General features: G+C 52.1%; 21 protein-coding genes and 17 tRNA genes. 32 read left to right on the forward strand and 6 right to left on the reverse strand.

Going from position 1 to position 25,524, the window contains the following annotated elements; genetic code table 11:
- Positions 1-22: 22 nt before the first annotated feature.
- Entirely contained in the window at positions 23-565 is a 543-nt protein-coding gene (gene seqA / locus FDW98_RS02185) for a replication initiation negative regulator SeqA (protein WP_096757864.1), read from the reverse strand.
- Positions 566-760: 195 nt separating this feature from the next.
- Here seqA and ybfF point away from each other — a divergent pair, with 195 nt between their 5' ends.
- From ybfF to fur, 5 genes are all read left to right on the forward strand, one after another.
- Positions 761-1,534 carry an esterase gene (gene ybfF / locus FDW98_RS02190; RefSeq protein WP_096757866.1) on the forward strand — a complete coding sequence of 258 codons (774 nt, stop codon included), beginning with the start codon at positions 761-763 and terminating at the stop codon, positions 1,532-1,534.
- Positions 1,535-1,662: 128 nt separating this feature from the next.
- Positions 1,663-1,950 carry a LexA regulated protein gene (gene ybfE / locus FDW98_RS02195; RefSeq protein WP_096757867.1) on the forward strand — a complete coding sequence of 96 codons (288 nt, stop codon included), beginning with the start codon at positions 1,663-1,665 and terminating at the stop codon, positions 1,948-1,950.
- A 353-nt stretch (positions 1,951-2,303) separates the two neighbouring features.
- Positions 2,304-2,834 carry a flavodoxin FldA gene (gene fldA, locus FDW98_RS02200; RefSeq protein ID WP_167456047.1) on the forward strand — a complete coding sequence of 177 codons (531 nt, stop codon included), beginning with the start codon at positions 2,304-2,306 and terminating at the stop codon, positions 2,832-2,834.
- 210 nt (positions 2,835-3,044) lie between these two features.
- The gene (locus FDW98_RS02205) at positions 3,045-3,131 is read left to right on the forward strand and encodes a ryhB-regulated fur leader peptide (RefSeq protein ID WP_117342237.1); all 87 of its coding nucleotides are present in this window, start codon (positions 3,045-3,047) and stop codon (positions 3,129-3,131) included.
- The gene (fur, locus tag FDW98_RS02210) at positions 3,124-3,570 is read left to right on the forward strand and encodes a ferric iron uptake transcriptional regulator (RefSeq protein WP_096757870.1); all 447 of its coding nucleotides are present in this window, start codon (positions 3,124-3,126) and stop codon (positions 3,568-3,570) included. The genes FDW98_RS02205 and fur overlap by 8 nt, the downstream gene beginning before the upstream one ends.
- A gap of 102 nt (positions 3,571-3,672) precedes the next feature.
- Here the strand turns inward: fur and chiQ are convergent, their stop codons facing one another.
- From chiQ to nagE, 4 genes are all read right to left on the reverse strand, one after another.
- Positions 3,673-4,005: a ChiQ/YbfN family lipoprotein gene (gene chiQ, locus FDW98_RS02215; RefSeq protein WP_096757871.1), complete on the reverse strand. Its 333-nt coding sequence runs from the start codon at positions 4,003-4,005 to the stop codon at positions 3,673-3,675.
- A gap of 49 nt (positions 4,006-4,054) precedes the next feature.
- The gene (gene chiP / locus FDW98_RS02220) at positions 4,055-5,461 is read right to left on the reverse strand and encodes a chitoporin (protein ID WP_096757872.1); all 1,407 of its coding nucleotides are present in this window, start codon (positions 5,459-5,461) and stop codon (positions 4,055-4,057) included.
- A gap of 566 nt (positions 5,462-6,027) precedes the next feature.
- The gene (gene glnS / locus FDW98_RS02225; RefSeq protein WP_096757873.1) at positions 6,028-7,695 is read right to left on the reverse strand and encodes a glutamine--tRNA ligase; all 1,668 of its coding nucleotides are present in this window, start codon (positions 7,693-7,695) and stop codon (positions 6,028-6,030) included.
- Positions 7,696-7,907: 212 nt separating this feature from the next.
- The gene (gene nagE / locus FDW98_RS02230; RefSeq protein ID WP_096757874.1) at positions 7,908-9,854 is read right to left on the reverse strand and encodes a PTS N-acetyl glucosamine transporter subunit IIABC; all 1,947 of its coding nucleotides are present in this window, start codon (positions 9,852-9,854) and stop codon (positions 7,908-7,910) included.
- 344 nt (positions 9,855-10,198) lie between these two features.
- Between nagE and nagB the strand changes: the two genes are divergently transcribed.
- From nagB to FDW98_RS02340, 22 genes are all read left to right on the forward strand, one after another.
- Positions 10,199-10,999, forward strand: coding sequence for a glucosamine-6-phosphate deaminase (gene nagB / locus FDW98_RS02235; RefSeq protein WP_003022803.1), 801 nt, complete (start codon positions 10,199-10,201; stop codon positions 10,997-10,999).
- 61 nt (positions 11,000-11,060) lie between these two features.
- On the forward strand, positions 11,061-12,209 hold the full coding sequence (nagA, locus tag FDW98_RS02240; protein ID WP_096757875.1) for an N-acetylglucosamine-6-phosphate deacetylase: 1,149 nt from the start codon (positions 11,061-11,063) through the stop codon (positions 12,207-12,209).
- Positions 12,210-12,217: 8 nt separating this feature from the next.
- Entirely contained in the window at positions 12,218-13,438 is a 1,221-nt protein-coding gene (locus FDW98_RS02245; protein WP_096757876.1) for an N-acetylglucosamine repressor, read from the forward strand.
- Positions 13,439-13,541: 103 nt separating this feature from the next.
- Entirely contained in the window at positions 13,542-14,294 is a 753-nt protein-coding gene (gene nagD / locus FDW98_RS02250) for a ribonucleotide monophosphatase NagD (RefSeq protein WP_096757877.1), read from the forward strand.
- Between the two features lie 253 nt (positions 14,295-14,547).
- A complete protein-coding gene (gene asnB / locus FDW98_RS02255; RefSeq protein WP_096757878.1) occupies positions 14,548-16,212 on the forward strand; it encodes an asparagine synthase B in 1,665 nt (554 codons plus the stop codon).
- A 223-nt stretch (positions 16,213-16,435) separates the two neighbouring features.
- A tRNA-Met gene (locus FDW98_RS02260) sits at positions 16,436-16,512 on the forward strand.
- A gap of 8 nt (positions 16,513-16,520) precedes the next feature.
- Positions 16,521-16,605: transfer RNA gene (locus FDW98_RS02265), tRNA-Leu, on the forward strand.
- Between the two features lie 23 nt (positions 16,606-16,628).
- Positions 16,629-16,703 (forward strand) — tRNA-Gln (locus FDW98_RS02270).
- A 36-nt stretch (positions 16,704-16,739) separates the two neighbouring features.
- Positions 16,740-16,814, forward strand: a tRNA-Gln gene (locus FDW98_RS02275).
- A 36-nt stretch (positions 16,815-16,850) separates the two neighbouring features.
- A tRNA-Gln gene (locus FDW98_RS02280) sits at positions 16,851-16,925 on the forward strand.
- A gap of 36 nt (positions 16,926-16,961) precedes the next feature.
- A tRNA-Gln gene (locus FDW98_RS02285) sits at positions 16,962-17,036 on the forward strand.
- Between the two features lie 36 nt (positions 17,037-17,072).
- A tRNA-Gln gene (locus tag FDW98_RS02290) sits at positions 17,073-17,147 on the forward strand.
- Positions 17,148-17,168: 21 nt separating this feature from the next.
- Positions 17,169-17,245 (forward strand) — tRNA-Met (locus FDW98_RS02295).
- Between the two features lie 44 nt (positions 17,246-17,289).
- A tRNA-Gln gene (locus tag FDW98_RS02300) sits at positions 17,290-17,364 on the forward strand.
- Positions 17,365-17,400: 36 nt separating this feature from the next.
- Positions 17,401-17,475, forward strand: a tRNA-Gln gene (locus tag FDW98_RS02305).
- 88 nt (positions 17,476-17,563) lie between these two features.
- Positions 17,564-17,638, forward strand: a tRNA-Gln gene (locus FDW98_RS02310).
- A 36-nt stretch (positions 17,639-17,674) separates the two neighbouring features.
- Positions 17,675-17,749 (forward strand) — tRNA-Gln (locus tag FDW98_RS02315).
- Positions 17,750-17,770: 21 nt separating this feature from the next.
- A tRNA-Met gene (locus FDW98_RS02320) sits at positions 17,771-17,847 on the forward strand.
- Positions 17,848-17,891: 44 nt separating this feature from the next.
- Positions 17,892-17,966, forward strand: a tRNA-Gln gene (locus FDW98_RS02325).
- 36 nt (positions 17,967-18,002) lie between these two features.
- Positions 18,003-18,077 (forward strand) — tRNA-Gln (locus FDW98_RS02330).
- Between the two features lie 36 nt (positions 18,078-18,113).
- Positions 18,114-18,188, forward strand: a tRNA-Gln gene (locus tag FDW98_RS02335).
- A 36-nt stretch (positions 18,189-18,224) separates the two neighbouring features.
- Positions 18,225-18,299 (forward strand) — tRNA-Gln (locus FDW98_RS02340).
- Positions 18,300-18,419: 120 nt separating this feature from the next.
- Here FDW98_RS02340 and ubiF read toward each other — a convergent pair.
- Complete coding sequence (gene ubiF, locus FDW98_RS02345) at positions 18,420-19,595, reverse strand: 3-demethoxyubiquinol 3-hydroxylase (RefSeq protein WP_096757879.1); 1,176 nt, start codon at positions 19,593-19,595, stop codon at positions 18,420-18,422.
- Positions 19,596-19,740: 145 nt separating this feature from the next.
- Here ubiF and miaB point away from each other — a divergent pair, with 145 nt between their 5' ends.
- From miaB to lnt, 5 genes are all read left to right on the forward strand, one after another.
- A complete protein-coding gene (gene miaB, locus FDW98_RS02350; RefSeq protein WP_096757880.1) occupies positions 19,741-21,171 on the forward strand; it encodes a tRNA (N6-isopentenyl adenosine(37)-C2)-methylthiotransferase MiaB in 1,431 nt (476 codons plus the stop codon).
- A 273-nt stretch (positions 21,172-21,444) separates the two neighbouring features.
- Positions 21,445-22,491, forward strand: coding sequence for a PhoH family protein (locus tag FDW98_RS02355; protein ID WP_167456046.1), 1,047 nt, complete (start codon positions 21,445-21,447; stop codon positions 22,489-22,491).
- The gene (ybeY, locus tag FDW98_RS02360) at positions 22,488-22,955 is read left to right on the forward strand and encodes an rRNA maturation RNase YbeY (protein ID WP_096757883.1); all 468 of its coding nucleotides are present in this window, start codon (positions 22,488-22,490) and stop codon (positions 22,953-22,955) included. The genes FDW98_RS02355 and ybeY overlap by 4 nt, the downstream gene beginning before the upstream one ends.
- Positions 22,956-23,053: 98 nt before the next feature.
- Positions 23,054-23,932 carry a CNNM family magnesium/cobalt transport protein CorC gene (corC, locus tag FDW98_RS02365; protein WP_096757884.1) on the forward strand — a complete coding sequence of 293 codons (879 nt, stop codon included), beginning with the start codon at positions 23,054-23,056 and terminating at the stop codon, positions 23,930-23,932.
- Between the two features lie 24 nt (positions 23,933-23,956).
- Positions 23,957-25,495, forward strand: a complete 1,539-nt coding sequence (gene lnt / locus FDW98_RS02370; RefSeq protein WP_096757885.1) for an apolipoprotein N-acyltransferase — start codon at positions 23,957-23,959, stop codon at positions 25,493-25,495.
- Positions 25,496-25,524: the final 29 nt, after the last annotated feature.

The raw sequence follows: 25,524 nt of genomic DNA on the forward strand, positions 1-25,524 counted from the left end.
CCTGGTCCTTCTAATGCAAGGATTAAATTGTTCCGCAAACCTTTTCAATCAATTCCGCAGGGAATTGCATTGACTGCATGATATGTTCAACCATGCTGCATTTACGGCCGGTATTCGTGTTGGTGATCACCCAATACGGCGTGCCTGGCACGTGTTTCGGCTTGGTTTGATTACCATTTTTCAGCAACGTCTGTTCATCCGCTGCAAAATAGACGCGCGTGCGACCATGCAACGATTCTGTTGCCTCGGCAAACGCGTGTTGATCCAGTGAATAGAGTGTAGACAGCACCAGCATAAAGCGATTCACTGCTTTTTTCTGTTCCGCATATTCATCGGAAAGCAGCAGTTCACGCATGGCGCGCACTTTGTCTTTTACAGGGTTGACCGGCTTGGCTTCCACGACAGGTTGCACGGCGCGGACGTCTTTCACCACCGGCGTGGCAGGCTGTGATGCGGCGGAAAACTTCAACATACGCCGTAAAATGTCGGATGCGCTCTCGCCGATATGCTTGGTATGGCTGGCAATATAGCTATAGAGTTCATCATCAACTTCAATCGTTTTCATCTTAATCCAGTGCGGTGTTTAGCTGAATACAAGTTGTTGGGACTGTACACGCGTAGTGTAAAGGCAAATCCCAACAGCGGATAGCGTCAAGCCCGATGGCCGGAAAAACTCGGAGTAACCGTAGTTGTTGCAGCCGTGTGGCAGAATGGTCAACATGATACCCTAACCCGCTAGCGTGAAAAAAAGAACTTTGCCATGAAATTGAATATCCGAGCGCAATCTGCACAAAACCTGCACAATAATTCTCCCATCGTCCTGGTGCACGGGCTGTTTGGCAGCCTGGACAATCTGGGCATACTGGCCCGCTCTCTGGTTGTCGATCACAATATCATCCAGGTTGATATGCGAAATCATGGCCTCTCACCCCGTTCTCCGGAGATGAACTACCCGGCGATGGCGCAAGATCTGCTGGATACGTTGGATGCCCAACAGATAGAAAAAGCCACCTTTATTGGCCATTCAATGGGAGGCAAGGCCGTGATGGCGCTAACCGCCCTGGCACCGGAACGTATCGATAAGCTGGTGGCTATCGATATTGCCCCGGTTGATTACCAGGTCCGCCGTCACGATGAGATATTTGCGGCGATTAATGCGGTGACGGATGCAGAAGCCGCGTCGCGCCAGCAAGCGGCTAGCGTGATGCGCCAACATCTTAAAGAAGAAGGCGTGATCCAGTTTCTGCTGAAATCATTTATAGACGGTGAATGGCGCTTTAACGTCCCGGTATTGTGGGATCAGTATCCGCATATTGTCGGCTGGGAAACCATTCCGGCCTGGGATCACCCGGCGCTGTTCATCCCCGGGGGTAACTCACCGTACGTTACTGAAGCGTATCGTGCCCCATTGCTGGCGCAATTTCCCCAGGCACGGGCACATGTCATTGCCGGCGCGGGCCATTGGGTGCATGCAGAAAAACCCGAAGCCGTGCTGCGCGCCATCCGTCGTTATCTGACAGAACAGGCTAACTGATTAAAAACTCAGCGTCCGCGCGCGATTACGTGCGTGGGCGTTGGCGCGCCTCCCCTGCTGATGTATGATGGCGCGCTATCCATCCGGGCAGACGCCTGGCTGATTGTTTCCCCGAAGTCACCAAGATCATGGCCAAAGAACAAACGGACCGTACGACATTAGATCTGTTCGCGCAGGAGCGTCGCCCGGGACGACCCAAAACCAATCCGCTTTCGCGTGATGAACAGTTACGTATTAACAAACGTAATCAGCTTAAACGCGACAAAGTTCGTGGGCTTAAGCGTGTCGAACTGAAACTGAACGCCGACGCCGTTGACGCGCTGAATGAGCTGGCTGATGCGCGTAATATGAGCCGCAGTGAACTCATTGAAGAGATGCTGATGATCCAACTCGCCACATTGCGTGGTCAGGCATAGTCTGAAATTCTGCTCTATACCCTAAATAATTCGAGTTGCATCAAGGCGGCGACGCAGCGAATATCCAGGAGTGTACATAAGTACGTGACTGGGGTGAGCGAGGAAAGCCAACGCACATGCAGCTTGAAGTATGACATCCAGGAGTGTACATAAGTACGTGACTGGGGTGAGCGAGGAAAGCCAACGCACATGCAGCTTGAAGTATGACGGGTATAAATCATAAATCGTGTAGCACAGAGTGCAGTCCTGCGTGTTTGCTGTTTCCGCATGCCTGACTGTTCTGCTATGATTGCCCTTATCCGTGGGCAATGCGCCACCACCATTTCAATAAGTTTCAAGAGGTTATTTTACTCATGGCAATCACTGGCATCTTTTTCGGCAGCGACACCGGTAATACCGAAAACATCGCAAAAATGATTCAAAAACAGCTTGGTAAAGACGTTGCCGATGTACATGACATTGCAAAAAGCAGCAAAGAAGACCTGGAAGGGTATGACATTCTGCTGCTCGGCATCCCGACCTGGTACTACGGTGAAGCGCAGTGTGACTGGGACGACTTCTTCCCGACCCTCGAAGACATTGATTTTAACGGTAAACTGGTTGCTTTGTTTGGCTGTGGCGATCAGGAAGATTACGCAGAATATTTCTGCGATGCGTTAGGCACGATTCGCGACATCATCGAACCGCGCGGCGCAACCATCGTCGGTCACTGGCCAACGGCGGGCTACCACTTTGAAGCATCCAAAGGTTTGGCTGACGACGACCACTTTGTCGGCCTGGCTATCGATGAAGATCGCCAGCCTGAACTGACCGCAGAACGCGTTGAAAAATGGGTTAAGCAGATTTCAGCGGAACTGCATCTCGACGAGATTATTAACGCCTAATTTCGTGCGGCGCAGATCTTCATCTGTGCCGCATCAATAGATAAAACCAATCAAAATAATTGCTACAAATTTGTAACTTTCTCGCCTGACCCTGTACAATGGCTGGATGCCAATCGGGTATTGCACAGTGTGTTTGTTGGCGATACCACGTTTTGATTAACAATATTTGCCAGAGGCTTGCAGTTTTCATTTAGGCGTGGCAGTTCTATAATGATACGCATTATCTCAAGTGCATTTTCTGTCACTTCTTTTAATGAAGTGAACCGTTTAGCTACAGGACAGATTCCGCATGACTGACAACAATACCGCATTAAAGAAGGCTGGCCTGAAAGTAACGCTTCCTCGTTTAAAAATTCTGGAAGTTCTTCAGGGACCGGATAACCATCACGTCAGTGCGGAAGACTTATATAAACGCCTGATCGACATGGGTGAAGAGATTGGTCTGGCGACCGTGTATCGCGTGCTGAACCAGTTTGATGATGCCGGTATCGTAACCCGCCATAATTTCGAAGGGGGCAAGTCCGTCTTTGAACTGACTCAACAGCATCATCACGATCACCTGATTTGCCTCGACTGTGGCAAAGTGGTCGAATTCAGCGATGACTCTATCGAAGCGCGCCAGCGTGAGATTGCCACTAAACATGGTATTCGTTTAACGAATCATAGCCTCTATCTTTACGGCCACTGCGCTGAAGGCGATTGCCGCGAAGATGAGCATGCACACGACGGCAAGTAATCTCCTGAGTTCTGAAAAGCCAACCTGAAGGTTGGCTTTTTTTATACGCATAAAAAAGACCCGCTGTACTTGCGAGTCCTTTTACCTACCGATGTTGACATTTTACTGCGCGGTATTCTTGCTGCGAATTTCCTGCCAGACCTTGTCGCAATCGGCCGAAACGGCCTGATCGTTGCCCGTACGCGTCGCCTGGATACACTGCTGATAGTCCAGTACCCGTACACTTTCTTCATTGGCAAACTGCTGATGCTGCTTTTCTTTCTTCAGCACGTTTAACACGCTTTGGCAGGCCTCAATTTTCTCTGGCGATCCCTGCGCGGTGTTAATACAGGCGCTGTAGGCTTCTTTCAAACGACTGTCTTCTTTTGGCGCCGGAGATTGCGCGCAGGCCACCAGCCCAGATGCCATAACGGCGATGAGTATCAGTTTTTTCATAGAACAGTCCTCAACGGTGCGGCAGGCACCTGGCCTGCCGCGGTTGGCATTAGAAGATGGTGAATGGTGCAATAACAATGAACTTCACGTCGCGCTCATCCTGGAAGATGTTGCCGTAACCACCGCCCCAGCTCGGGATGTTTGAATGGTTGTCGTATTCGGTGAAGTGCAGTTTAAACATGGTGCCTTTCGCGCGACCATCCTGCAGGGTATAGACCGCATCCAGGCTGTAAGACGACTCTTCGATGGTACGATTTTTGTCGTAGTACGCATCCGGGTTAATCTGCCAGGTCGATGGCTTCGCGTCCCAGGCGTAAACGTAGGAGGCACCCACAGCCCAACCCGGCAGGTTCCAGTTTTTCAGGTCATACATTGCGCCGAAGAAGACCGCTTTTTCGCCGTTGGCGTTGAAGTCAGAACGGTTATCCCACCACACGTCCAGACGACCGTTTGAAGAGGCGTAGGTTGGGGTCATACGCTGCAGGAAGAAGCCCTGCTGCCCGTCCGCTTTCACCCAGGTACCTTCCAGACGCAGATCAACCACTTCCGCTACTTTGTAGCCAAAAGTCAGCGCCTGCAGCCAGGCGGTACCGTCATAAATGTTGTTAACGGTACGGTCATCAACCTTATCGCGTGCGCCGTAAAACTGGTAGCTGGTGGTGAACGGGTTGCCACCCAAGTCAAATTTGTAACTAGCTTTCGCGAAGTATTGATCGACATAGCCTTCGGACTGACCAAATGCCGCTTCCAGCAACAGATTGTTTTTGAAGTCATATTTCGCGCCGACTGAATGAAGGTAATCTACCTTGGTCTTTTTATCGGCCTGATAGAATTTATCGACTTCGGTGTGCCACGGTGCTTTATATTCGTTAGCCCACATGTAGGAGAAGCTCAACGCACCGGCATCACCATAGTCAAAGTTAGCACCGGCTTCAGCACCCTGATAGGTGCCCGGCATAAAGCTCCAGTGCGGAGCCAGCAACGTCTGCCCGGTGGGTTGAATATAACCAGCGCGCGCCCAGGTTGGGCCATATTTGAATTTCGCCGCCGCTTTATAAAGGCTAATCCCGCTCTTATCGCCGGAGTAATCTTCGTCATAGCCTTTATTTTTTTTCGAGAATGCAATTTCGTTTGGATGTCCGCTGTCACCGTTTTCCGCCATCTCTATCGCGGTAAAGGCTGCCACATCAAGACCGAACATATCGGCTACGTAGCCAGACTGGAAATCAAGGTTGGCGTTCCAGGTCGCGTGAGAAAGGTTGGTTTTGTATTTGTCGTCGTCAGTGACATCTTTACGGTCACGCTCACGCTGCCAGTAATAGATGCCGCCGGTCAGGGTGGAATCATCAAAAAAACCTTCAGCCTGAGCCTGGGGAACGACAACTAAACCGGACATTGCTGTGATACCGGCGATAGCAAGCGCCAGCGTACTACGTTTGCCACTAAACGTACGCATATGTTAATCCTCTTTGACGTATAACCCTTCGTCTTTCAAGCCGCATCTGCGTTGGCGTTCCTCGCTCATCCCAGTCACGTACTGATGTACGCTCTTGGGAATTCGCTGCGTCGCCGCCTTGATGCAACTCGAAATCCATTGGGTATAAAATGCTGCCGATAAAAGCGGTCAGCGAAAAAACAAAAAGTAAAAAAGTAAAAAAGTAGCGCTGAGAAAACCTCATTGACTACAATGAATAGACTATTTTTCGCGACGCGAATTATCAATCTCTTTTTATAACCAGTATGTAAGAATATGAGCAACCGCACATATTTGATTGCTTTCTGTTACATTTTCATGTGCAGATATAAAAACGTTGAAAAATGAAAAAATGCTTGTTTTCCATATGGATGAAAGCGGTTACAGTCAAAGTCATCCTCGGGCATAAGGTTTTGATAGGTAATTAACTAATTCTCAGGACACGACGTAATAATAATTAATTCGCTCTGCAAACAGAGCCAGTAATGCAGGATGTCGAGATAAAAAAAACGCCGCAGAGCGCGGCGTTTGACAGGGGGGATTGCAGCTTACTCGCCCACTTTAGCCCACGTATCACGCAGACCCACAGTACGGTTAAACACCAGCTTATCCGCCGTTGTATAGCAGCTATCGAGGCAGAAGTACCCTTCACGTTCAAACTGGAAGGCTTTACCCGCAACGGCAGCCTGCAGCGATGGTTCGCCATAGCCCTGTTTGATAACCAGTGAATCCGGGTTAATAACGGACAGGAAGTCATCCGCCGCCCCTGGGTTCGGCACGCTGAACAGACGATCGTACAGACGGATTTCAATTGGCAGTGCATGTGCCGCACTGACCCAATGAATAACGCCTTTGACTTTACGCCCATCGGCCGGATCTTTGCTCAGCGTGTCAGCGTCATAGGTGCAGAAAATAGTGGTGATATTGCCTTCTGCGTCTTTCTCAACACGCTCGGCTTTAACAACATACGCATTGCGCAGACGCACTTCTTTGCCCATCACCAGACGCTTGTACTGCTTGTTGGCTTCTTCGCGGAAATCTGCGCGATCGATCCAAATCTCACCGCTGAACGGCACTTCACGGCTGCCCATTTCCGGTTTATTCGGATGGTTCGGCATAGTAACCAGTTCGCTTTCACCCTGCGGATAGTTTTCGATAACCAGTTTCACTGGATCGATAACCGCCATCGCGCGCGGTGCGTTTTCGTTGAGATCTTCACGAATACAGGATTCCAGAGAAGCGATCTCAATGGTGTTATCCTGCTTGGTCACGCCAATACGTTTACAGAACTCACGGATAGCGGCAGCAGTATAGCCACGGCGACGCAGACCAGAGATAGTCGGCATACGCGGATCGTCCCAGCCTTCAACGTGCTTGTCGGTGACCAGCAGGTTCAGCTTACGCTTGGACATCACGGTATATTCCAGGTTCAGGCGCGAGAATTCGTACTGGCGCGGGTGAACCGGAATGGTGATGTTGTCCAGTACCCAATCGTACAGACGACGGTTGTCCTGGAACTCCAGCGTACACAGGGAATGCGTGATGCCTTCCAGCGCATCGCTGATGCAGTGGGTAAAGTCGTACATCGGGTAGATGCACCACTTATTACCGGTCTGGTGGTGCTCGGCAAATTTAATGCGGTACAGCACCGGGTCGCGCATGACGATAAACGGCGAGGCCATATCGATTTTCGCGCGCAGGCAGGCTTTCCCTTCTTCAAAACCACCGGTACGCATTTTTTCGAACAGCGCGAGGTTCTCTTCAACGCTACGATCGCGGTACGGGCTGTTTTTACCAGGCTGCGTCAAGGTGCCACGGTATTCACGGATCTCGTCAGCTGACAGTTCGTCGACGTACGCCAGGCCTTTGTTGATAAGCTCTACCGCATAGGCATGCAGCTGGTCGAAGTAATCCGACGAGTAGCGAATATCGCCAGTCCAGTGGAAACCTAACCATTCAACGTCATTTTTGATGGATTCAACGTACTCGATGTCTTCTTTGACCGGGTTCGTATCATCAAAACGCAGGTTGCACTGGCCCTGGTAATCTTGCGCAATACCAAAGTTCAGACAAATGGATTTCGCGTGGCCAATGTGCAGATAGCCATTTGGCTCCGGCGGAAAACGGGTATGGATAGTGGTGTGCTTACCACTGGCCAGATCTTCATCGATGATCTGACGAATAAAGTTACTCGGGCGGGCTTCAGCCTCACTCATCGTGGATTCCTCAAAGCGTAAACAACGTATAACGGCGTATGATCTTATAAGCAGGACTGACTGACAACCTTTAGTTACGCAAAATACGTATCAGACAGTCATTATGCGGGCATTTGCTGCAAAAAAAAGCGGCGGAGATTGCTCCCCGCCGCTGGTGACGCATTTCATGTTGCCGGATGGCAGCGCTTACGCCTTCTCCGGCCTACGCGCGATTACTTACTTTTAATCTCGTACAGTGGCGTTTGACCGGCAACCACATGGCCTTCGGCTTTGATCACCAGGCCACCGAAGTCATCGCTGTTGCTGCAGACAACCGGGCTAATCATTGAACGAGCATTGGCGTTCAGGTATTCCAGATCCATTTCCAGGATTGGCTGACCTGCTTTGACTTCCGCACCTTCTTCCACCAGACGCGTAAAGCCTTTACCTTCCAGCGCCACGGTATCGATACCCATGTGGACCACGATCTCCGCGCCTTTCACCGTTTCCAGGCAGAACGCATGGTTGGTATTGAAGATTTTCACAATGGTACCCGCTGCCGGAGAAACCACGATTTTGTCGGTTGGTTTCACCGCCACGCCGTCGCCGACCGCTTTGCTGGCGAAGGCTTCATCAGGCACCTGCTCCAGCGCAACCACGTCACCGGTAATCGGAGAAACCAGCGCTTCAACGGTGACAGCATTCGCCACAGCCTGCGGTTTTGCAACCGGGGCTGCTGCAGGCGCGCTGTCAGCAGACGCTGCGGCAACTGGACCACGTGCGACAACTTTCTTCATTTCGTCGCCAATAGATTCCGCTTTCGCACCGACGATAACCTGAATAGTCTGCTTGTTCAGCTTAACCACACCGGAAGCACCCAGGCGTTTACACATTGCATCGCTCACTTTCGCGGAGTCGGCAACGGTCAGACGCAGGCGAGTGATACAGGCATCAATGGCTTTCAGGTTATCGGTACCGCCAACCGCAGCAATGTAGCTGGTGGCCAGTTGGGCTAAACCTTCTTCGGTGTTGCTGTTGGCTTCGTCAGTAACAATTTCATCGTCTTTATCTTCGCGGCCCGGCGTTTTCAGGTTAAACATACGAATAACCGCGCTGAACAACACAAAGTAGATGACGAAGAACACCAGCCCCATCGCGACCAGCATCCAGACGTTCTTACTTGCAGCCGGCAAGTTGTACATCAACACGTAGTCGATAGCACCTGCGGAGAAGGAGAAGCCCGCGTGGATCCCCAGTAATGTCGCAACGAACAGGCTGATACCCGTTAACAGTGCGTGCAGGAGATACAGCAATGGTGCCAGGAACATGAACAGGAATTCCAGCGGCTCGGTCACACCGGTCAGGAACGCGGTGATGGCCACGGACAGCAGCATACCGCCAACCATCGGACGACGCGCTTTCGGAGCGGCAAAGTACATCGCCAGCGCCGCACCCGGCAGACCAAACATCATGATCGGGAAGAAGCCGGACATGAACATACCTGCAGTGCCGTCACCCGCGTAGAAGCGGTTGATGTCACCGTGGAAGACCGCACCTGCCGCGTTGGTGAATTCACCAATCTGGAACCAGGCGATGGTGTTCAGAACCTGATGCAGACCGGTTGGGATCAGCAGACGGTTGATGAAACCAAAAATACCGGAACCCAGCGCGCCAGCGCCCACGATCCACTCACCACCCGCATGGATGGCATTTTGTACCGGCGGCCATACGTAGCCGAAGATAGCCGCCAGAACCAAACAGAAGAAACCGGTGGCGATTGGCACAAAGCGTTTACCGCCGAAGAAGCTCAGGAAGTCAGGCAGTTTGATGCCAGACCAGCGGTTATACACGGCACCGCCGACCAGACCGGTAATGATACCAGCCAGCACACCCATGTTGATCGCCGGGTTAATAGTAACCATTGCTTTGGTCAATATGAAATAACCAACGGCACCTGCCAATGCTGCCGCACCCGCACTGTCTTTAGACCAGCTGGATGCCACACCGATGGCAAATATTAACGCGAGGTTATCAAAGATGGCCCCACCCGCTTGCGCGATGAAGGCGACGTTAAGCAAATCTGGTTGGCCAAATCGCAGCAACAGTGCCGCGACAGGCAGCACAGCGATGGGGAGCTGTAACGCCCTACCCAGCCGCTGGAAAAAACCTAAAATATTCATTTTATTCCCCCTACGAGACCCCGATTAGGCTCCTTTGAAGCCATATTTTTATTGTGCGACCAATTCTGACAGCAAAATATTCTGGAACAACGATATTAACCATTCATCTACATTCAGAGTGTGTGGAAAATTAATTCGTATCGCAAATTAAAAGCATGTTTTTTGTGATTACAGTCACCAAATATCGTTATTAACCTTCCCTCATACTGGCTAACTACGAAAACTTATTTTATCATTAAAAAAATCGAAACGGATTGATCCTGACCGATGCAAAACCAGGTTACGCTTAATACTACACAGCGACTCAATCCGCCAACTGCTTACATTGACTACTGAGGTGAAGAATGAGACTGATCCCCCTGAATACCGCTGAACAAGTCGGCAAATGGGCTGCTCGCCATATCGTTAACCGTATCAACGCGTTCAAACCAACGGCAGATCGTCCGTTCGTTCTGGGCCTGCCGACTGGCGGCACTCCACTGACAGCCTATAAAGCATTAGTCGAAATGCACAAAGCGGGCCAGGTTAGCTTCAAACATGTTGTCACATTTAATATGGACGAGTATGTTGGCCTGCCGAAAGAGCATCCAGAAAGCTACCACAGCTTCATGCATCGCAACTTCTTTGATCATGTTGATATTCCAGCAGAAAACATCAACCTCCTCAATGGTAACGCACCAGATATCGATGCAGAATGCCGTCAGTATGAAGAAAAAATCCGTTCCTACGGTAAAATCCACCTGTTTATGGGGGGTGTAGGCAACGACGGGCACATCGCATTTAACGAACCGGCGTCATCTTTAGCCTCTCGTACGCGTATCAAAACGCTGACCCACGACACACGCGTGGCGAACTCTCGTTTCTTTGACGGTGACGTAAGCCAGGTGCCGAAATATGCGCTGACCGTTGGCGTGGGCACACTGCTTGATGCCGAAGAAGTGATGATTCTGGTGCTGGGCCACCAGAAAGCGCAGGCTCTGCAGGCTGCCGTTGAAGGTAACGTCAACCATATGTGGACCATCAGCTGCCTGCAGCTGCATCCAAAAGCCGTTGTGGTTTGCGATGAACCTTCCACAATGGAACTGAAAGTGAAGACGCTGAAATACTTTAACGAGTTAGAAGCCGAAAATATTAAAGGTCTGTAATGCTGTTTCCGCCCAGCCGAAAGCGTTGCAGGGCGGCATTTTTTTGAAATCGGGGGTCGGAATGTATGCTTTAACCCAGGGCCGGATCTTTACCGGTCACGAAATTCTTGATGACCATGCGATTGTCGTCGCTGATGGCCTGATAGCCAGCGTTTGCCCACTGGCTGAATTACCGCCGGAGATTGAACAACGCGCATTGAATGGGGCCATTCTTTCCCCCGGTTTTATTGATGTGCAGTTAAACGGCTGCGGCGGCGTGCAGTTCAACGATACGGCAGAAGCCGTGACCGTTGAAACACTGGAAATCATGCAGAAAGCCAACGAGAAATCGGGCTGCACTAACTACCTGCCTACGCTTATCACCACCAGCGATGAGTTGATGAAACAAGGCGTTCGCGTGATGCGTGAATACCTGGCAAAACACCCGAATCAGGCATTAGGACTTCACCTTGAAGGCCCATGGCTGAATCTGGTGAAAAAAGGTACCCATAACCCAAGTTTTGTTCGTCAGCCTGACGCTGCGCTGGTCGACTTCCTGTGCGATAATGCCGATGTGATCACTAAAGTCACGCTGGCACCAGAAATGGTTCCTGCTGACGTGATCACCCGACTGGTCAATGCCGGTATTGTCGTTTCAGCGGGTCACTCAAACGCGACGGTAAAAGAAGCCAAAATCGGTTTCCGTGCGGGCATTACCTTTGCAACACACCTGTTCAACGCCATGCCTTACATTACTGGCCGCGAACCGGGTCTGGCTGGTGCCATCCTTGATGAAGCCGATATTTATTGCGGTATCATCGCCGATGGTCTGCACGTCGATTACGTTAACATCCGTAACGCTAAACGCCTGAAAGGTGACAAGCTGTGCCTGGTGACCGACGCCACCGCGCCGGCGGGTGCAAATATTGAACAGTTCATTTTCGCTGGTAAAACAATATACTACCGCAATGGACTGTGTGTGGATGAGAATGGCACCCTGAGCGGCTCGTCATTAACCATGATTGAAGGTGTACGTAATCTGGTTGAACATTGCGGCATTGCGCTGGATGAAGTGCTGCGTATGGCAACACTTTACCCCGCTCGCGCCATCGGCGTGGACAAGCAACTCGGCAGTATCGCCCCAGGCAAAGTCGCCAACCTGACCGCGTTCACACACGACTTTAAAATTATCAAGACCATCGTTAATGGCAACGAGGTCATTACAGAGTAAGAGACAGAATGACACCAGGCGGACAAGCTCAAATAGGTAATGTTGATCTCGTAAAACAGCTTAACAGCGCGGCAGTTTATCGCCTGATTGACCAGCATGGGCCAATCTCGCGCATCCAGATTGCCGAACAGAGCCAGCTTGCTCCCGCCAGCGTAACTAAAATTACGCGCCAGCTTATTGAACGCGGGCTGATCAAAGAAGTGGATCAGCAGGCCTCCACCGGGGGCCGCCGCGCTATCTCTATCGTCACTGAAACACGCAATTTCCACGCCATTGGCGTACGCCTTGGCCGTCATGACACTACGCTAACGCTGTACGATATGAGCAGCAAAACCGTCGCCGAGGAGCACTACCCCTTGCCCGAGCGCACCCAGGAAACGCTGGAACATGCGCTACTCAATACCATTGCCACCTTTATGGACAGCTGCCAACGGAAAGTCCGTGAGCTAATTGCCATCTCCGTTATTCTACCAGGCCTGGTTGACCCGGAAAGTGGCGTCATTCGCTATATGCCGCATATTCAGGTCGAAAACTGGGGGCTGGTCGAGGCGCTGGAAAAACGGTTCCAGGTGACCTGCTTTGTTGGTCACGATATCCGTAGTCTGGCACTTGCCGAGCACTATTTCGGGGCAAGTCAGGACTGCGAAGACTCCATTCTGGTGCGAGTGCATCGCGGAACCGGTGCCGGGATCATCTCCAATGGCCGCATTTTTATTGGCCGTAACGGCAACGTTGGCGAGATTGGCCATATTCAGGTAGAGCCGTTGGGCGAGCGCTGCCACTGCGGTAACTTTGGTTGTCTGGAAACTATCGCGGCCAACGCGTCCATCGAGCATCGCGTGCAAAACTTACTCAAGCAAGGTTATCCAAGTCGGCTAACGCTTGATGATTGCAGTATCAAATCTATCTGTAAGGCTGCCAACAAAGGCGATAACCTGGCATCGGAAGTGATTGAGCACGTGGGCCGCCACCTGGGTAAAACTATCGCTATAGCCATCAACCTGTTTAACCCACAAAAAATCGTTATTGCTGGTGAGATTACAGAGGCAGATAAGGTCCTGCTGCCAGCGATCGAAAGCTGCATTAATGCCCAAGCGTTGAAGGCATTTCGCCACAATTTGCCCGTGGTACGCTCCACGCTGGACCACCGTTCCGCCATTGGCGCATTTGCGCTGGTGAAACGCGCCATGCTCAACGGAACGTTGCTACAACGTTTGCTGGAAAGCTAATACACCTCACTCTTCAAGCTGCCTCTGTGTCGCTGAGGCAACTCGAATAATTGAGTGTATTTTATGTATAGTAACGCCTTCTTATTTTGATGTCGGATTGTCCATGGCCATTAAGAATGTAATTTGTGATATCGACGGCGTGCTGATGCACGACAATGTTGCCGTACCGGGTGCGGCAGAATTTTTGACCGGCGTGATGGAGAAAGGCTTGCCGTTAGTCCTGTTGACTAACTACCCTTCGCAGACCGGACAGGATCTGGCAAACCGCTTTGCCACCGCAGGTGTCAATGTTCCTGACAGCGTGTTTTATACCTCCGCCATGGCTACCGCCGATTTCCTGCGTCGCCAGGAAGGAAAAAAAGCCTATGTTGTCGGTGAAGGCGCACTGATCCACGAACTGTACAAAGCGGGCTTTACCATTACCGACGTTAATCCTGATTTTGTGATCGTCGGCGAGACGCGTTCCTACAACTGGGACATGATGCATAAAGCGGCATACTTTGTGGCCAATGGCGCACGTTTCATTGCCACCAACCCGGATACGCACGGTCGCGGTTTTTATCCTGCCTGTGGTGCGCTGTGCGCCGGTATTGAGAAGATTTCAGGCCGTGAGCCCTTCTACGTAGGTAAACCCAGCCCGTGGATTATCCGCGCGGCACTCAACAAAATGCAGGCGCACTCGGAAGAGACCGTCATTGTTGGCGACAACCTGCGTACCGATATTCTGGCTGGCTTCCAGGCCGGTCTTGAAACTATCCTGGTGCTGTCTGGCATTTCCACCCTTGATGATATCGACAGCATGCCGTTCCGACCAAGCTGGATCTACCCATCCGTTGCCGAGATAGATGTTATTTAAGCAACGCTGTGCCGGATAACCCTAAGAACACGTTAACCGGCACACTAAATAACCCCATCTAATAAAACCGCCATTTTTCTGGCGATTCATCAATAAATACGCTCATTACATACTCTTTTTTCACTATTCAACAATCATCATTGAGTTTTTTCTTTTCTCCTCACCAAACTCCTTGCGCCCTCTGCGGCTTTACGGCATTTTCTTTATTAAGCAAACATAAAAAGCATCACGCAACGGGTTAACGGAGAAGGTTATGTGTTCTATTTTTGGCGTATTTGATATTAAAACCGACGCAGTTGAGCTGCGTAAAAAAGCCCTTGAGCTGTCTCGTCTGATGCGCCACCGCGGCCCGGACTGGTCGGGTATTTACGCCAGTGATAACGCGATCCTGGCACATGAACGTCTGTCCATTGTCGACGTTAACGCCGGTGCTCAACCGCTATACAACGTGAAAAAGACGCATATCCTGGCGGTAAACGGCGAGATTTATAACCATCAGGCGTTACGTGCTGAATACGGCGATCGCTATCAGTTCCAGACCGGTTCCGACTGCGAAGTTATCCTTGCGCTGTACCAGGAAAAAGGGCCTGAATTCCTTGACGACCTGCAGGGCATGTTCGCCTTCGCACTGTACGACAGCGAGCAGGATGCGTATCTGATCGGCCGCGATCACATTGGGATTATCCCTCTGTACATGGGTCATGATGAACACGGCAACTTGTACGTGGCGTCTGAAATGAAAGCGCTGGTTCCTGTTTGCCGCACCATTAAAGAATTCCCGGCCGGTAGCTACCTGTGGAGCAAAGACGGGGAAATCCGTCAGTACTATCAGCGCGACTGGTTCGAATACGATGCCGTAAAAGACAATGTGACGGATAAAGACGAACTGCGTCAGGCGCTGGAAGATGCGGTTAAAAGCCATCTGATGTCAGATGTGCCTTATGGTGTGCTGCTGTCCGGTGGACTGGACTCCTCCGTGATTTCCGCTATCACCAAAAAATACGCAGCGCGCCGTGTTGAAGATCAAGAGCGCAGTGAAGCCTGGTGGCCGCAACTGCACTCCTTCGCCGTGGGCCTGAAAGGCGCACCGGATCTGAAAGCCGCTCAGGAAGTCGCCAACCACCTGGGGACCGTACACCACGAGATCCATTTCACCGTACAGGAAGGCCTGGATGCCATCCGCGATGTGATTTATCACATTGAAACCTATGATGTCACCACCATTCGCGCCTCAACACCAATGTACTTAATGTCAAGAAAAATCAAAGCGATGGGCATTAAAATGGTGCTGTCAGGCGAAGGTTCTGATGAAGTATTTGGCGGCTATCTTTATTTTCACAAAGCGCCGGACGCCAAAGAACTGCACGAAGAAACGGTACGTAAACTGCAGGCACTGCATATGTTCGACTGCGCCCGAGCCAACAAAGCCATGTCGGCCTGGGGCGTTGAAGCCCGCGTACCGTTCCTCGACAAGAAATTCCTCGATGTCGCGATGCGCATCAACCCACAGGATAAAATGTGCGGTAACGGAAAGATGGAAAAACATGTCCTGCGTGAATGTTTTGAATCCTACCTGCCGGCCAGCATTGCATGGCGTCAGAAAGAGCAGTTCTCTGACGGCGTCGGTTATAGCTGGATTGACACGCTGAAAGAAGTGGCGGCAGAGCACGTTTCCGATCAACAACTGGAAACCGCCAGCTTCCGCTTCCCATACAACACCCCATCGTCTAAAGAAGCGTATTTGTACCGTGAGATTTTCGAAGAGCTGTTCCCGGTAGCCAGCGCCGCCGAGTGTGTGCCGGGTGGCCCGTCCGTCGCCTGTTCTTCTGCCAAAGCCATCGAATGGGACGAAGCGTTCAAAACAATGAACGATCCATCAGGCCGTGCGGTTGGCGTGCACCAGTCGGCTTATAAGTAAGCCCATCATCCACTAAGAGCCCTGAGGGGCTCTTTTTTTATGTCGGTTTTACGTGCGGAAAAACAATTAATAACGAATAATTGCCGAATATTGCGTCACGCTGTTCGCAACCTAACCAAACAGTCACATTCCAGCTATTTTCAATGAAAAAGGGGTTGACGCTTCAAGGCTCAATACGCATAATGCGCCCCGCAACGCCGATAAGGTAACGCGAAAAAAAGATGGCTACGTAGCTCAGCTGGTTAGAGCACATCACTCATAATGATGGGGTCACAGGTTCGAATCCCGTCGTAGCCACCATCTTTTTTGCGGGAGTGGCGAAATTGGTAGACGCACCAGATTTAGGTTCTGGCGCCGCAAGGTGTGCGAGTTCAAGTCTCGCCTCCCGCACCATTCACCCGTAAGCGTTGCACGGATGGGGTATCGCCAAGCGGTAAGGCACCGGTTTTTGATACCGGCATTCCCTGGTTCGAATCCAGGTACCCCAGCCACTTTTCTTCGATATAGCGGTTCACCGCAACGGTCATTGGGGTATCGCCAAGCGGTAAGGCACCGGTTTTTGATACCGGCATTCCCTGGTTCGAATCCAGGTACCCCAGCCACTTTTCTTCGATATAGCGGTTCACCGCAACGGTCATTGGGGTATCGCCAAGCGGTAAGGCACCGGTTTTTGATACCGGCATTCCCTGGTTCGAATCCAGGTACCCCAGCCACTTTTCTTCGATATAGCGGTTCACCGCAACGGTCATTGGGGTATCGCCAAGCGGTAAGGCACCGGTTTTTGATACCGGCATTCCCTGGTTCGAATCCAGGTACCCCAGCCACTTTTCTTCGATATAGCGGTTCACCGCAACGGTCATTGGGGTATCGCCAAGCGGTAAGGCACCGGTTTTTGATACCGGCATTCCCTGGTTCGAATCCAGGTACCCCAGCCATCGAAGAATATGATAGTATTTGGCTACGTAGCTCAGCTGGTTAGAGCACATCACTCATAATGATGGGGTCACAGGTTCGAATCCCGTCGTAGCCACCATATTAAGGGCGTATCGATTTAATTCGGTAAATCCAAAAAATTGTTGGGGTATCGCCAAGCGGTAAGGCTCTGGTTTCTGATACCAGCATTCCGAGGTTCGAATCCTCGTACCCCAGCCAATTTCAAAAAGTCGTCCACTCTGTGGGTGCACCCGTTGGGGTATCGCCAAGCGGTAAGGCTCTGGTTTCTGATACCAGCATTCCGAGGTTCGAATCCTCGTACCCCAGCCATTTTAGTTTTTGATACCGGCATTCCCTGGTTCGAATCCAGGTACCCCAGCCACTTTTCTTCGATATAGCGGTTCACCGCAACGGTCATTGGGGTATCGCCAAGCGGTAAGGCACCGGTTTTTGATACCGGCATTCCCTGGTTCGAATCCAGGTACCCCAGCCACTTTTCTTCGATATAGCGGTTCACCGCAACGGTCATTGGGGTATCGCCAAGCGGTAAGGCACCGGTTTTTGATACCGGCATTCCCTGGTTCGAATCCAGGTACCCCAGCCATCGAAGAATATGATAGTATTTGGCTACGTAGCTCAGCTGGTTAGAGCACATCACTCATAATGATGGGGTCACAGGTTCGAATCCCGTCGTAGCCACCATATTAAGGGCGTATCGATTTAATTCGGTAAATCCAAAAAATTGTTGGGGTATCGCCAAGCGGTAAGGCTCTGGTTTCTGATACCAGCATTCCGAGGTTCGAATCCTCGTACCCCAGCCAATTTCAAAAAGTCGTCCACTCTGTGGGTGCACCCGTTGGGGTATCGCCAAGCGGTAAGGCTCTGGTTTCTGATACCAGCATTCCGAGGTTCGAATCCTCGTACCCCAGCCAATTTCAAAAAGTCGTCCACTCTGTGGGTGCACCCGTTGGGGTATCGCCAAGCGGTAAGGCTCTGGTTTCTGATACCAGCATTCCGAGGTTCGAATCCTCGTACCCCAGCCAATTTCAAAAAGTCGTCCACTCTGTGGGTGCACCCGTTGGGGTATCGCCAAGCGGTAAGGCTCTGGTTTCTGATACCAGCATTCCGAGGTTCGAATCCTCGTACCCCAGCCATTTTAGAAAAGCTCGCTTCGGCGAGCTTTTTGCTTTTCTAACGCCGGGTGACGGCAAGCCTTACCCGGCCTACATGACGCGTAGGCCTGATAAGCGCAGCGCCATCAGGCACCACTTGAGCTACAACCCTAACGCATACTTCAGCGCCTGACGTTTTAACACGCCTGCACGCTCGGCGGCCATTAGACCAAGATTGCGCATAATACGCAGGGGCTGCAGGTTGTTGCTGAATCCGGCGTAAAACAGATCCATACCACTTTGCATGATGAAGTTATCGGTCATACGACGCGTTTGGTAGCGCTTCAGTACCCGCTGACTGGCCCACTGCTCACCATAGCTACGGGCGTTCACCAGCACATCAATTAACGCATCGACATCACGGTACCCCAGATTCACCCCCTGCCCGGCAAGCGGATGAATGGTGTGCGCGGCATCGCCCACCAGCGCCAGTCCTGGCTGTACATACTGCAACGCGTGGCGACGAGTAAGCGGAAACGCCCCTGCGGCAACAGGCGTAACGTCACCCAGACGTGAAGGGAAATATTTTGCGATTTCCACCTGGAGCTGAGCCATACCGAGACTCTGCAACTGGCGGATGCGGGCCGGAGAGTCATACCACACCAGCGAAGCCCAGTTATCGAACAGCGGTAAAAACGCCCGCGGTCCGTCAGGGGTAAACTGCTGCCAGGTACTGTCTCCCGGTGAATTCTCGCATTGCACGGTAATCAACATGCAGGATTGCGCGTACTGCCAGGCATGGATGCCAATCCCGGCCATTTGACGTACCTGAGAATTTGCGCCATCGGCACCAATCACCAGTTTTGCCGTTATCTTTTCACCGCCAGTCAGTTCAAGCTCATGCAGATCGTTATGTTGATGCAGAGAAATCAGTGATGCCGGCACGCGCAGGGTCACGTTGGGATGCGCCTCCATCGCCTGCCACAACGCCTGCTGCAGGACGTTGTTTTCGACCATATAGCCCAGCAATGGGAGTTTTAGCTCTGCCGCATCAAACACCACATGGGCATTCTCCCACTCCCAGGTTTCCAGACGACGATATGGATGACTGCGCATGCCCTGCACCGCATCCCAGACCCCCACCCCTTTCAGCAACGATGCAGAGGCGGAGCTAATGGCCGAAATACGGATATCAGGCTGACTGTCAGCCACAAACGGCACGGGCGCGGCATGCTCTATCACCGTCACCCTGAATCCATGCTGCGCCAGTCCCAGCGCCAGCGCGCCGCCGACCATCCCCCCGCCGACAATGGCAATTTCCGTTGGTTGATTTGTCATGGTCAATCATCCTGTTACATGTATTGTGTAAGTTTACAGGATTTTTTACCCCTTGAGGCTGACATCCGTCATACTGGTCACAACCGCGCCAACGCAGTACACTATGCGCCCTGCATTTCAGCCACAATTTCGCAAGAGCAAGTCGATGACTAAAAAACTCCATATTAAAACCTGGGGCTGTCAGATGAACGAATACGATTCATCGAAGATGGCCGATCTGCTGGATGCCACTCACGGGTATCAACTGACCGACGTGGCGGAAGAAGCGGATGTGCTGCTGCTGAATACCTGCTCAATTCGCGAGAAGGCTCAGGAAAAAGTTTTCCATCAGTTAGGTCGCTGGAAACTCTTAAAAGAGAAAAACCCGAATCTGATTATCGGCGTGGGTGGCTGTGTCGCCTCCCAGGAAGGCGACCATATTCGTCAACGTGCACACTACGTCGACATTATTTTTGGGCCACAAACCCTGCACCGCCTGCCGGAAATGATCAACAAAGTGCGCGGTAGCACCAGCCGTAGTCCAGTGGTGGATATCAGTTTCCCGGAAATCGAAAAGTTCGACCGCCTGCCGGAACCGCGTGCTGAAGGTCCAAGCGCGTTTGTGTCCATCATGGAAGGCTGTAACAAATACTGCACTTACTGCGTGGTGCCCTACACCCGCGGTGAAGAAGTCAGCCGTCCGGCGGACGATATCCTGCTTGAAATTGCCCAACTTGCGGCGCAGGGCGTACGTGAAGTCAACCTGCTGGGGCAAAACGTTAACGCCTGGCGCGGTGAGAACTACGACGGCACGACCGGCTCATTCGCAGATTTACTGCGTCTGGTAGCGGCGATCGACGGCATTGACCGTATCCGTTTCACTACCAGTCATCCAATTGAGTTCACCGACGATATCGTTGAAGTCTATCGCGACACCCCGGAGCTGGTAAGCTTCCTGCACCTGCCGGTACAGAGTGGCTCAGATCGTGTACTAAACCTGATGGGACGTACCCATACCGCGCTGGAATACAAGGCGATCATCCGCAAACTGCGCGCTGCACGCCCGGATATTCAGATTAGCTCCGACTTCATCGTGGGCTTCCCTGGCGAAACCACACAAGATTTCGAGCAGACCATGAAGCTGATTGCCGACGTTAACTTCGACATGAGCTACAGCTTTATCTTCTCAGCTCGTCCTGGCACGCCTGCCGCCGATATGGTTGACGACGTCCCGGAAGAAGAGAAAAAGCAACGTCTGTATATCCTGCAGGATCGCATCAACCAGCAGGCCATGGCCTGGAGCCGCCGTATGCTCGGCACCACCCAGCGTATTCTGGTCGAAGGCACGTCGCGTAAAAGCGTAATGGAGCTGTCGGGTCGTACTGAAAATAACCGTGTGGTGAATTTTGAAGGCACCCCGGATATGGTCGGTAAGTTTGTGGATGTTGAAATTACCGACGTCTGGACTAACTCCCTGCGCGGTAAAGTCGTGCGTACCGAGGACGAAATGGGCCTGCGCATCGCAGAAAGTCCGGAGTCGGTCATTGCGCGTACCCGCAAAGAAAACGATCTGGGTGTCGGCATTTATCAGCCGTAATTACCATACCCCCTCCTCTATCCCCTAAATAATTCGAGTTGCAGAAAGGCGACAAACGAGCAAATCCCCAGGAGCATAGATAACTATGTGACTGGGGTGCGCAAGTGCAGGCAACGCCTCTGCGGCTTGAAGTATGACGGGGAGGGTCTTGTATTTCCTCTCTACGCCCCCATCTTCATTGCAATGCTTGCGCCTTTTCCCTGTGGCGTGAATAATTTCCCTACATGCCGGTAAATGTTCGACGTCCGGCGATATCTGCATAAGAGGAACGGTTTGAACATAGACACTCGCGAAATTACCCTTGAGCCCGCAGACAATGCCCGTCTGTTGAGCCTGTGCGGTCCTTTTGATGACAACATCAAACAGCTGGAACGTCGCCTTGGTATCGAAATTAACCGCCGCGACAACCACTTTAAGCTGACCGGTCGCCCGATTTGCGTTACCGCTGCGGCAGATATTTTACACAGCCTGTACGTCGATACCGCGCCAATGCGCGGCAAGACGCAGGACATTGAGCCGGAACAAATTCACCTGGCAATCAAAGAAGCGCGTGTCCTTGAGCAGAGCGCAGACAGCGTGCCGGAGTTTGGCAAAGCGGTGAATATCAAAACCAAGCGTGGCGTGATCAAACCGCGTACGCCGAATCAAGCGCAATACATCGCCAATATTCTCGACCACGACATCACCTTCGGCGTCGGTCCTGCAGGGACGGGTAAAACCTACCTGGCGGTAGCCGCCGCGGTCGATGCGCTCGAGCGTCAGGAAATTCGCCGTATTCTGCTGACCCGTCCGGCGGTTGAAGCCGGTGAAAAACTGGGCTTCCTGCCGGGCGATCTCAGCCAGAAAGTCGATCCTTATTTACGTCCGCTGTATGATGCGCTGTTCGAAATGCTCGGTTTTGAGAAGGTGGAGAAGCTTATCGAGCGTAACGTCATTGAAGTCGCCCCGCTGGCTTATATGCGCGGTCGTACGCTGAACGATGCGTTCATTATCCTTGATGAGAGCCAGAACACGACTATCGAACAGATGAAAATGTTCCTGACCCGTATTGGCTTCAATTCCAAAGCGGTGATCACCGGCGACATTACCCAAATTGACCTGCCGCGCAGCACCAAATCCGGCCTGCGTCATGCCATCGAAGTGTTGGCTGAGGTCGATGAGATTAGCTTTAATTTCTTCCATAGCGAAGACGTGGTGCGCCATCCGGTGGTTGCCCGTATCGTGACGGCGTATGAAGCCTGGGAAGAAGCAGAACAAAAACGTAAAGCCGAACAGGCAGCGGAACGCAAGCGTGAAGCCCAGGAACAGGAACAAAAATGAGTCAGGTTATTCTCGATTTACAGCTGGCATGTGAAGATAACGCCGGTTTACCGGATGAGCGCCAGTTTCAGGCATGGCTGGATGCGGTGATCCCGCAGTTTCAGGAAGAGTCAGAGGTCACCATTCGCCTGGTCGATGACGCTGAAAGCCACGAACTGAACCTGACCTATCGCGGGAAAGACAAGTCAACCAACGTGCTGTCCTTCCCGTTTGAGGCCCCACCGGGCATCGAACTGCCGCTGCTGGGCGATCTGGTCATCTGTCGTCAGGTGGTCGAAAAAGAAGCGCAGGAGCAAGGTAAGCCTCTTGAAGCCCACTGGGCACACATGGTTATACACGGTAGCCTGCATCTCTTAGGCTACGACCATATCGAAGACGACGAAGCGGAAGAAATGGAATCCCTCGAAACAGAGATTATGCTTGCTCTGGGCTATGAGGATCCGTACATTGCCGAGAAGGAATAACCTGCTGCCGGTCAAGCCGGTGACAGGTCACGACGCCGGGCACTGAGTTTACGTGCCTTGAGCAATCTATTAACTAACATGAGAACCCATACGACGCCATGAGCGACGACAATTCACACAGTAGTGACACCTTACACAGCAAAAAGGGATTCTTTTCCCTGTTACTGAGCCAACTTTTCCACGGTGAACCAAAAAACCGCGACGAACTGTTGGAGCTGATCCGTGATTCCGGGCAAAACGACCTTATCGATGAAGATACGCGCGATATGCTCGAAGGGGTGATGGACATTGCGGACCAACGTGTTCGCGACATCATGATCCCCCGGTCCCAGATGATCACACTGAAACGCAACCAGACTCTGGATGAGTGTCTTGATGTCATCATCGAGTCCGCCCACTCGCGTTTCCCGGTGATCAGCGAAGACAAAGATCACATTGAAGGGATTCTGATGGCGAAAGACTTGCTGCCGTTTATGCGCAGTGATGCCGAAGCTTTCAGCATGGAAAAAGTGTTACGCCCGGCGGTTGTCGTACCTGAGAGCAAGCGTGTTGACCGCATGCTGAAAGAGTTCCGCTCTCAGCGGTACCATATGGCTATCGTTATCGACGAGTTCGGCGGTGTCTCGGGTCTGGTGACCATTGAGGACATTCTTGAACTGATCGTCGGTGAAATCGAAGATGAATACGACGAAGAAGACGATATCGATTTCCGTCAGCTCAGTCGCCACACCTGGACCATTCGTGCGCTGGCCCCGATCGAAGACTTCAACGAAGCCTTCGGCACCCACTTTAGCGACGAAGAAGTCGATACTATTGGCGGTTTGGTGATGCAGGCCTTTGGTCATCTGCCCGCACGTGGAGAGACTATCGACATTGATGGCTACCAGTTCAAAGTTGCCATGGCCGACAGCCGTCGTATTATTCAGGTTCATGTCAGAATTCCGGACGACTCACCCCAGCCAAAACTGGACGAATAAACCCGAAACTGGATCAAAGACTACATGGCATTTGCCCCCTTAATTGAACGCCAGCGCATTCGCCTGCTGCTGGCGTTATTATTCGGTGCATGCGGGACGCTGGCGTTCTCTCCGTATGACATCTGGCCTGCGGCGATTATTTCGCTGATGGGTCTGCAGGCCTTAACTCTCAACCGTCGCCCACTCCAGTCTGCCGCTATCGGCTATGTCTGGGGAATGGGTCTTTTTGGCTCCGGCATCAACTGGGTCTATGTCAGCATTGCGCAATTTGGCGGTATGCCAGGCCCGGTTAACGTATTCCTTGTGGTATTGCTTGCGGCATACCTCTCGCTGTACACAGGTTTGTTTGCGGGCGTTCTGTCGCGCCTGTGGCCAAAAACCAGCTGGCTGCGGGTGGCGATTGCTGCCCCGGTAGTCTGGCAGATAACCGAATTCCTGCGCGGCTGGGTGCTGACCGGCTTCCCATGGCTACAGTTTGGCTACAGCCAGATTGACGGCCCGCTGAAAGGCCTGGCGCCGGTAATGGGCGTCGAGGCGATTAACTTCCTGCTGATGATGGTCAGCGGCCTGCTGGCGCTGGCGTTAGTCACACGTAACTGGCGTCCTCTGGTTACTGCCGTGGTATTGTTCGCTCTGCCCTTCCCGCTGCGCTACATCCAGTGGTATACGCTGGAGCCAGAAAAAACCACCCAAGTTTCGATGGTGCAAGGTGACATTCCGCAGTCGCTGAAGTGGGATGAAGGTCAGCTCATCAACACGTTGAAGATTTACCTTGATGCCACGCAGCCCGAAATGGGCAAATCACAGCTTATCATCTGGCCAGAGTCCGCTATTCCTGATCTGGAGATCAATCAGCAGCGTTTCCTCGGCATGATGGATGACCTGCTAAAATCTAAAAACAGCACGCTAATCACCGGTATTGTTGACGCGCGCCTTAACAAGCAAAACCGCTACGATACCTACAACACCATCATCACGCTGGGTAAAGACAGTCCGTACAGCTATGACTCCAGCAATCGTTACAACAAAAATCACCTTGTCCCGTTTGGTGAGTTTGTGCCGCTGGAATCGATTCTACGCCCGCTGGCGCCGTTCTTTGACTTACCCATGTCATCCTTCAGCCGAGGACCGTATGTGCAGCCACAGCTGCAGGCGCACGGCTTTAAGCTGACGGCGGCAATCTGCTACGAAATTATTCTTGGCGAACAGGTACGGGATAACTTCCGCCCGGATACGGACTACTTGCTGACCATCTCCAATGATGCCTGGTTTGGTAAATCCATCGGTCCATGGCAGCACTTCCAGATGGCACGCATGCGGTCACTGGAGCTGGCGCGTCCGCTGTTGCGTAGCACTAATAATGGCATCACGGCGGTGATTGGCCCGCAAGGTGAAGTGCAGGCCATGATCCCGCAGTTTACCCGACAGGTACTGACCACCAGCGTTACCCCGACAACGGGTCTCACGCCGTATGCGCGTACCGGAAACTGGCCGTTATGGCTGATTACCGCGTTGTTAGGCTTTGGCGCGATCGTCATGAGTCTGCGCCAACGTCGTAAATAATCTCTGCTCTGTCATATTGCCGGATGTTG

It is taken from the genome of Citrobacter sp. wls711 (assembly GCF_005281055.1).
In the GTDB taxonomy this organism is placed as follows: Bacteria; Pseudomonadota; Gammaproteobacteria; order Enterobacterales; family Enterobacteriaceae; genus Citrobacter; species Citrobacter gillenii.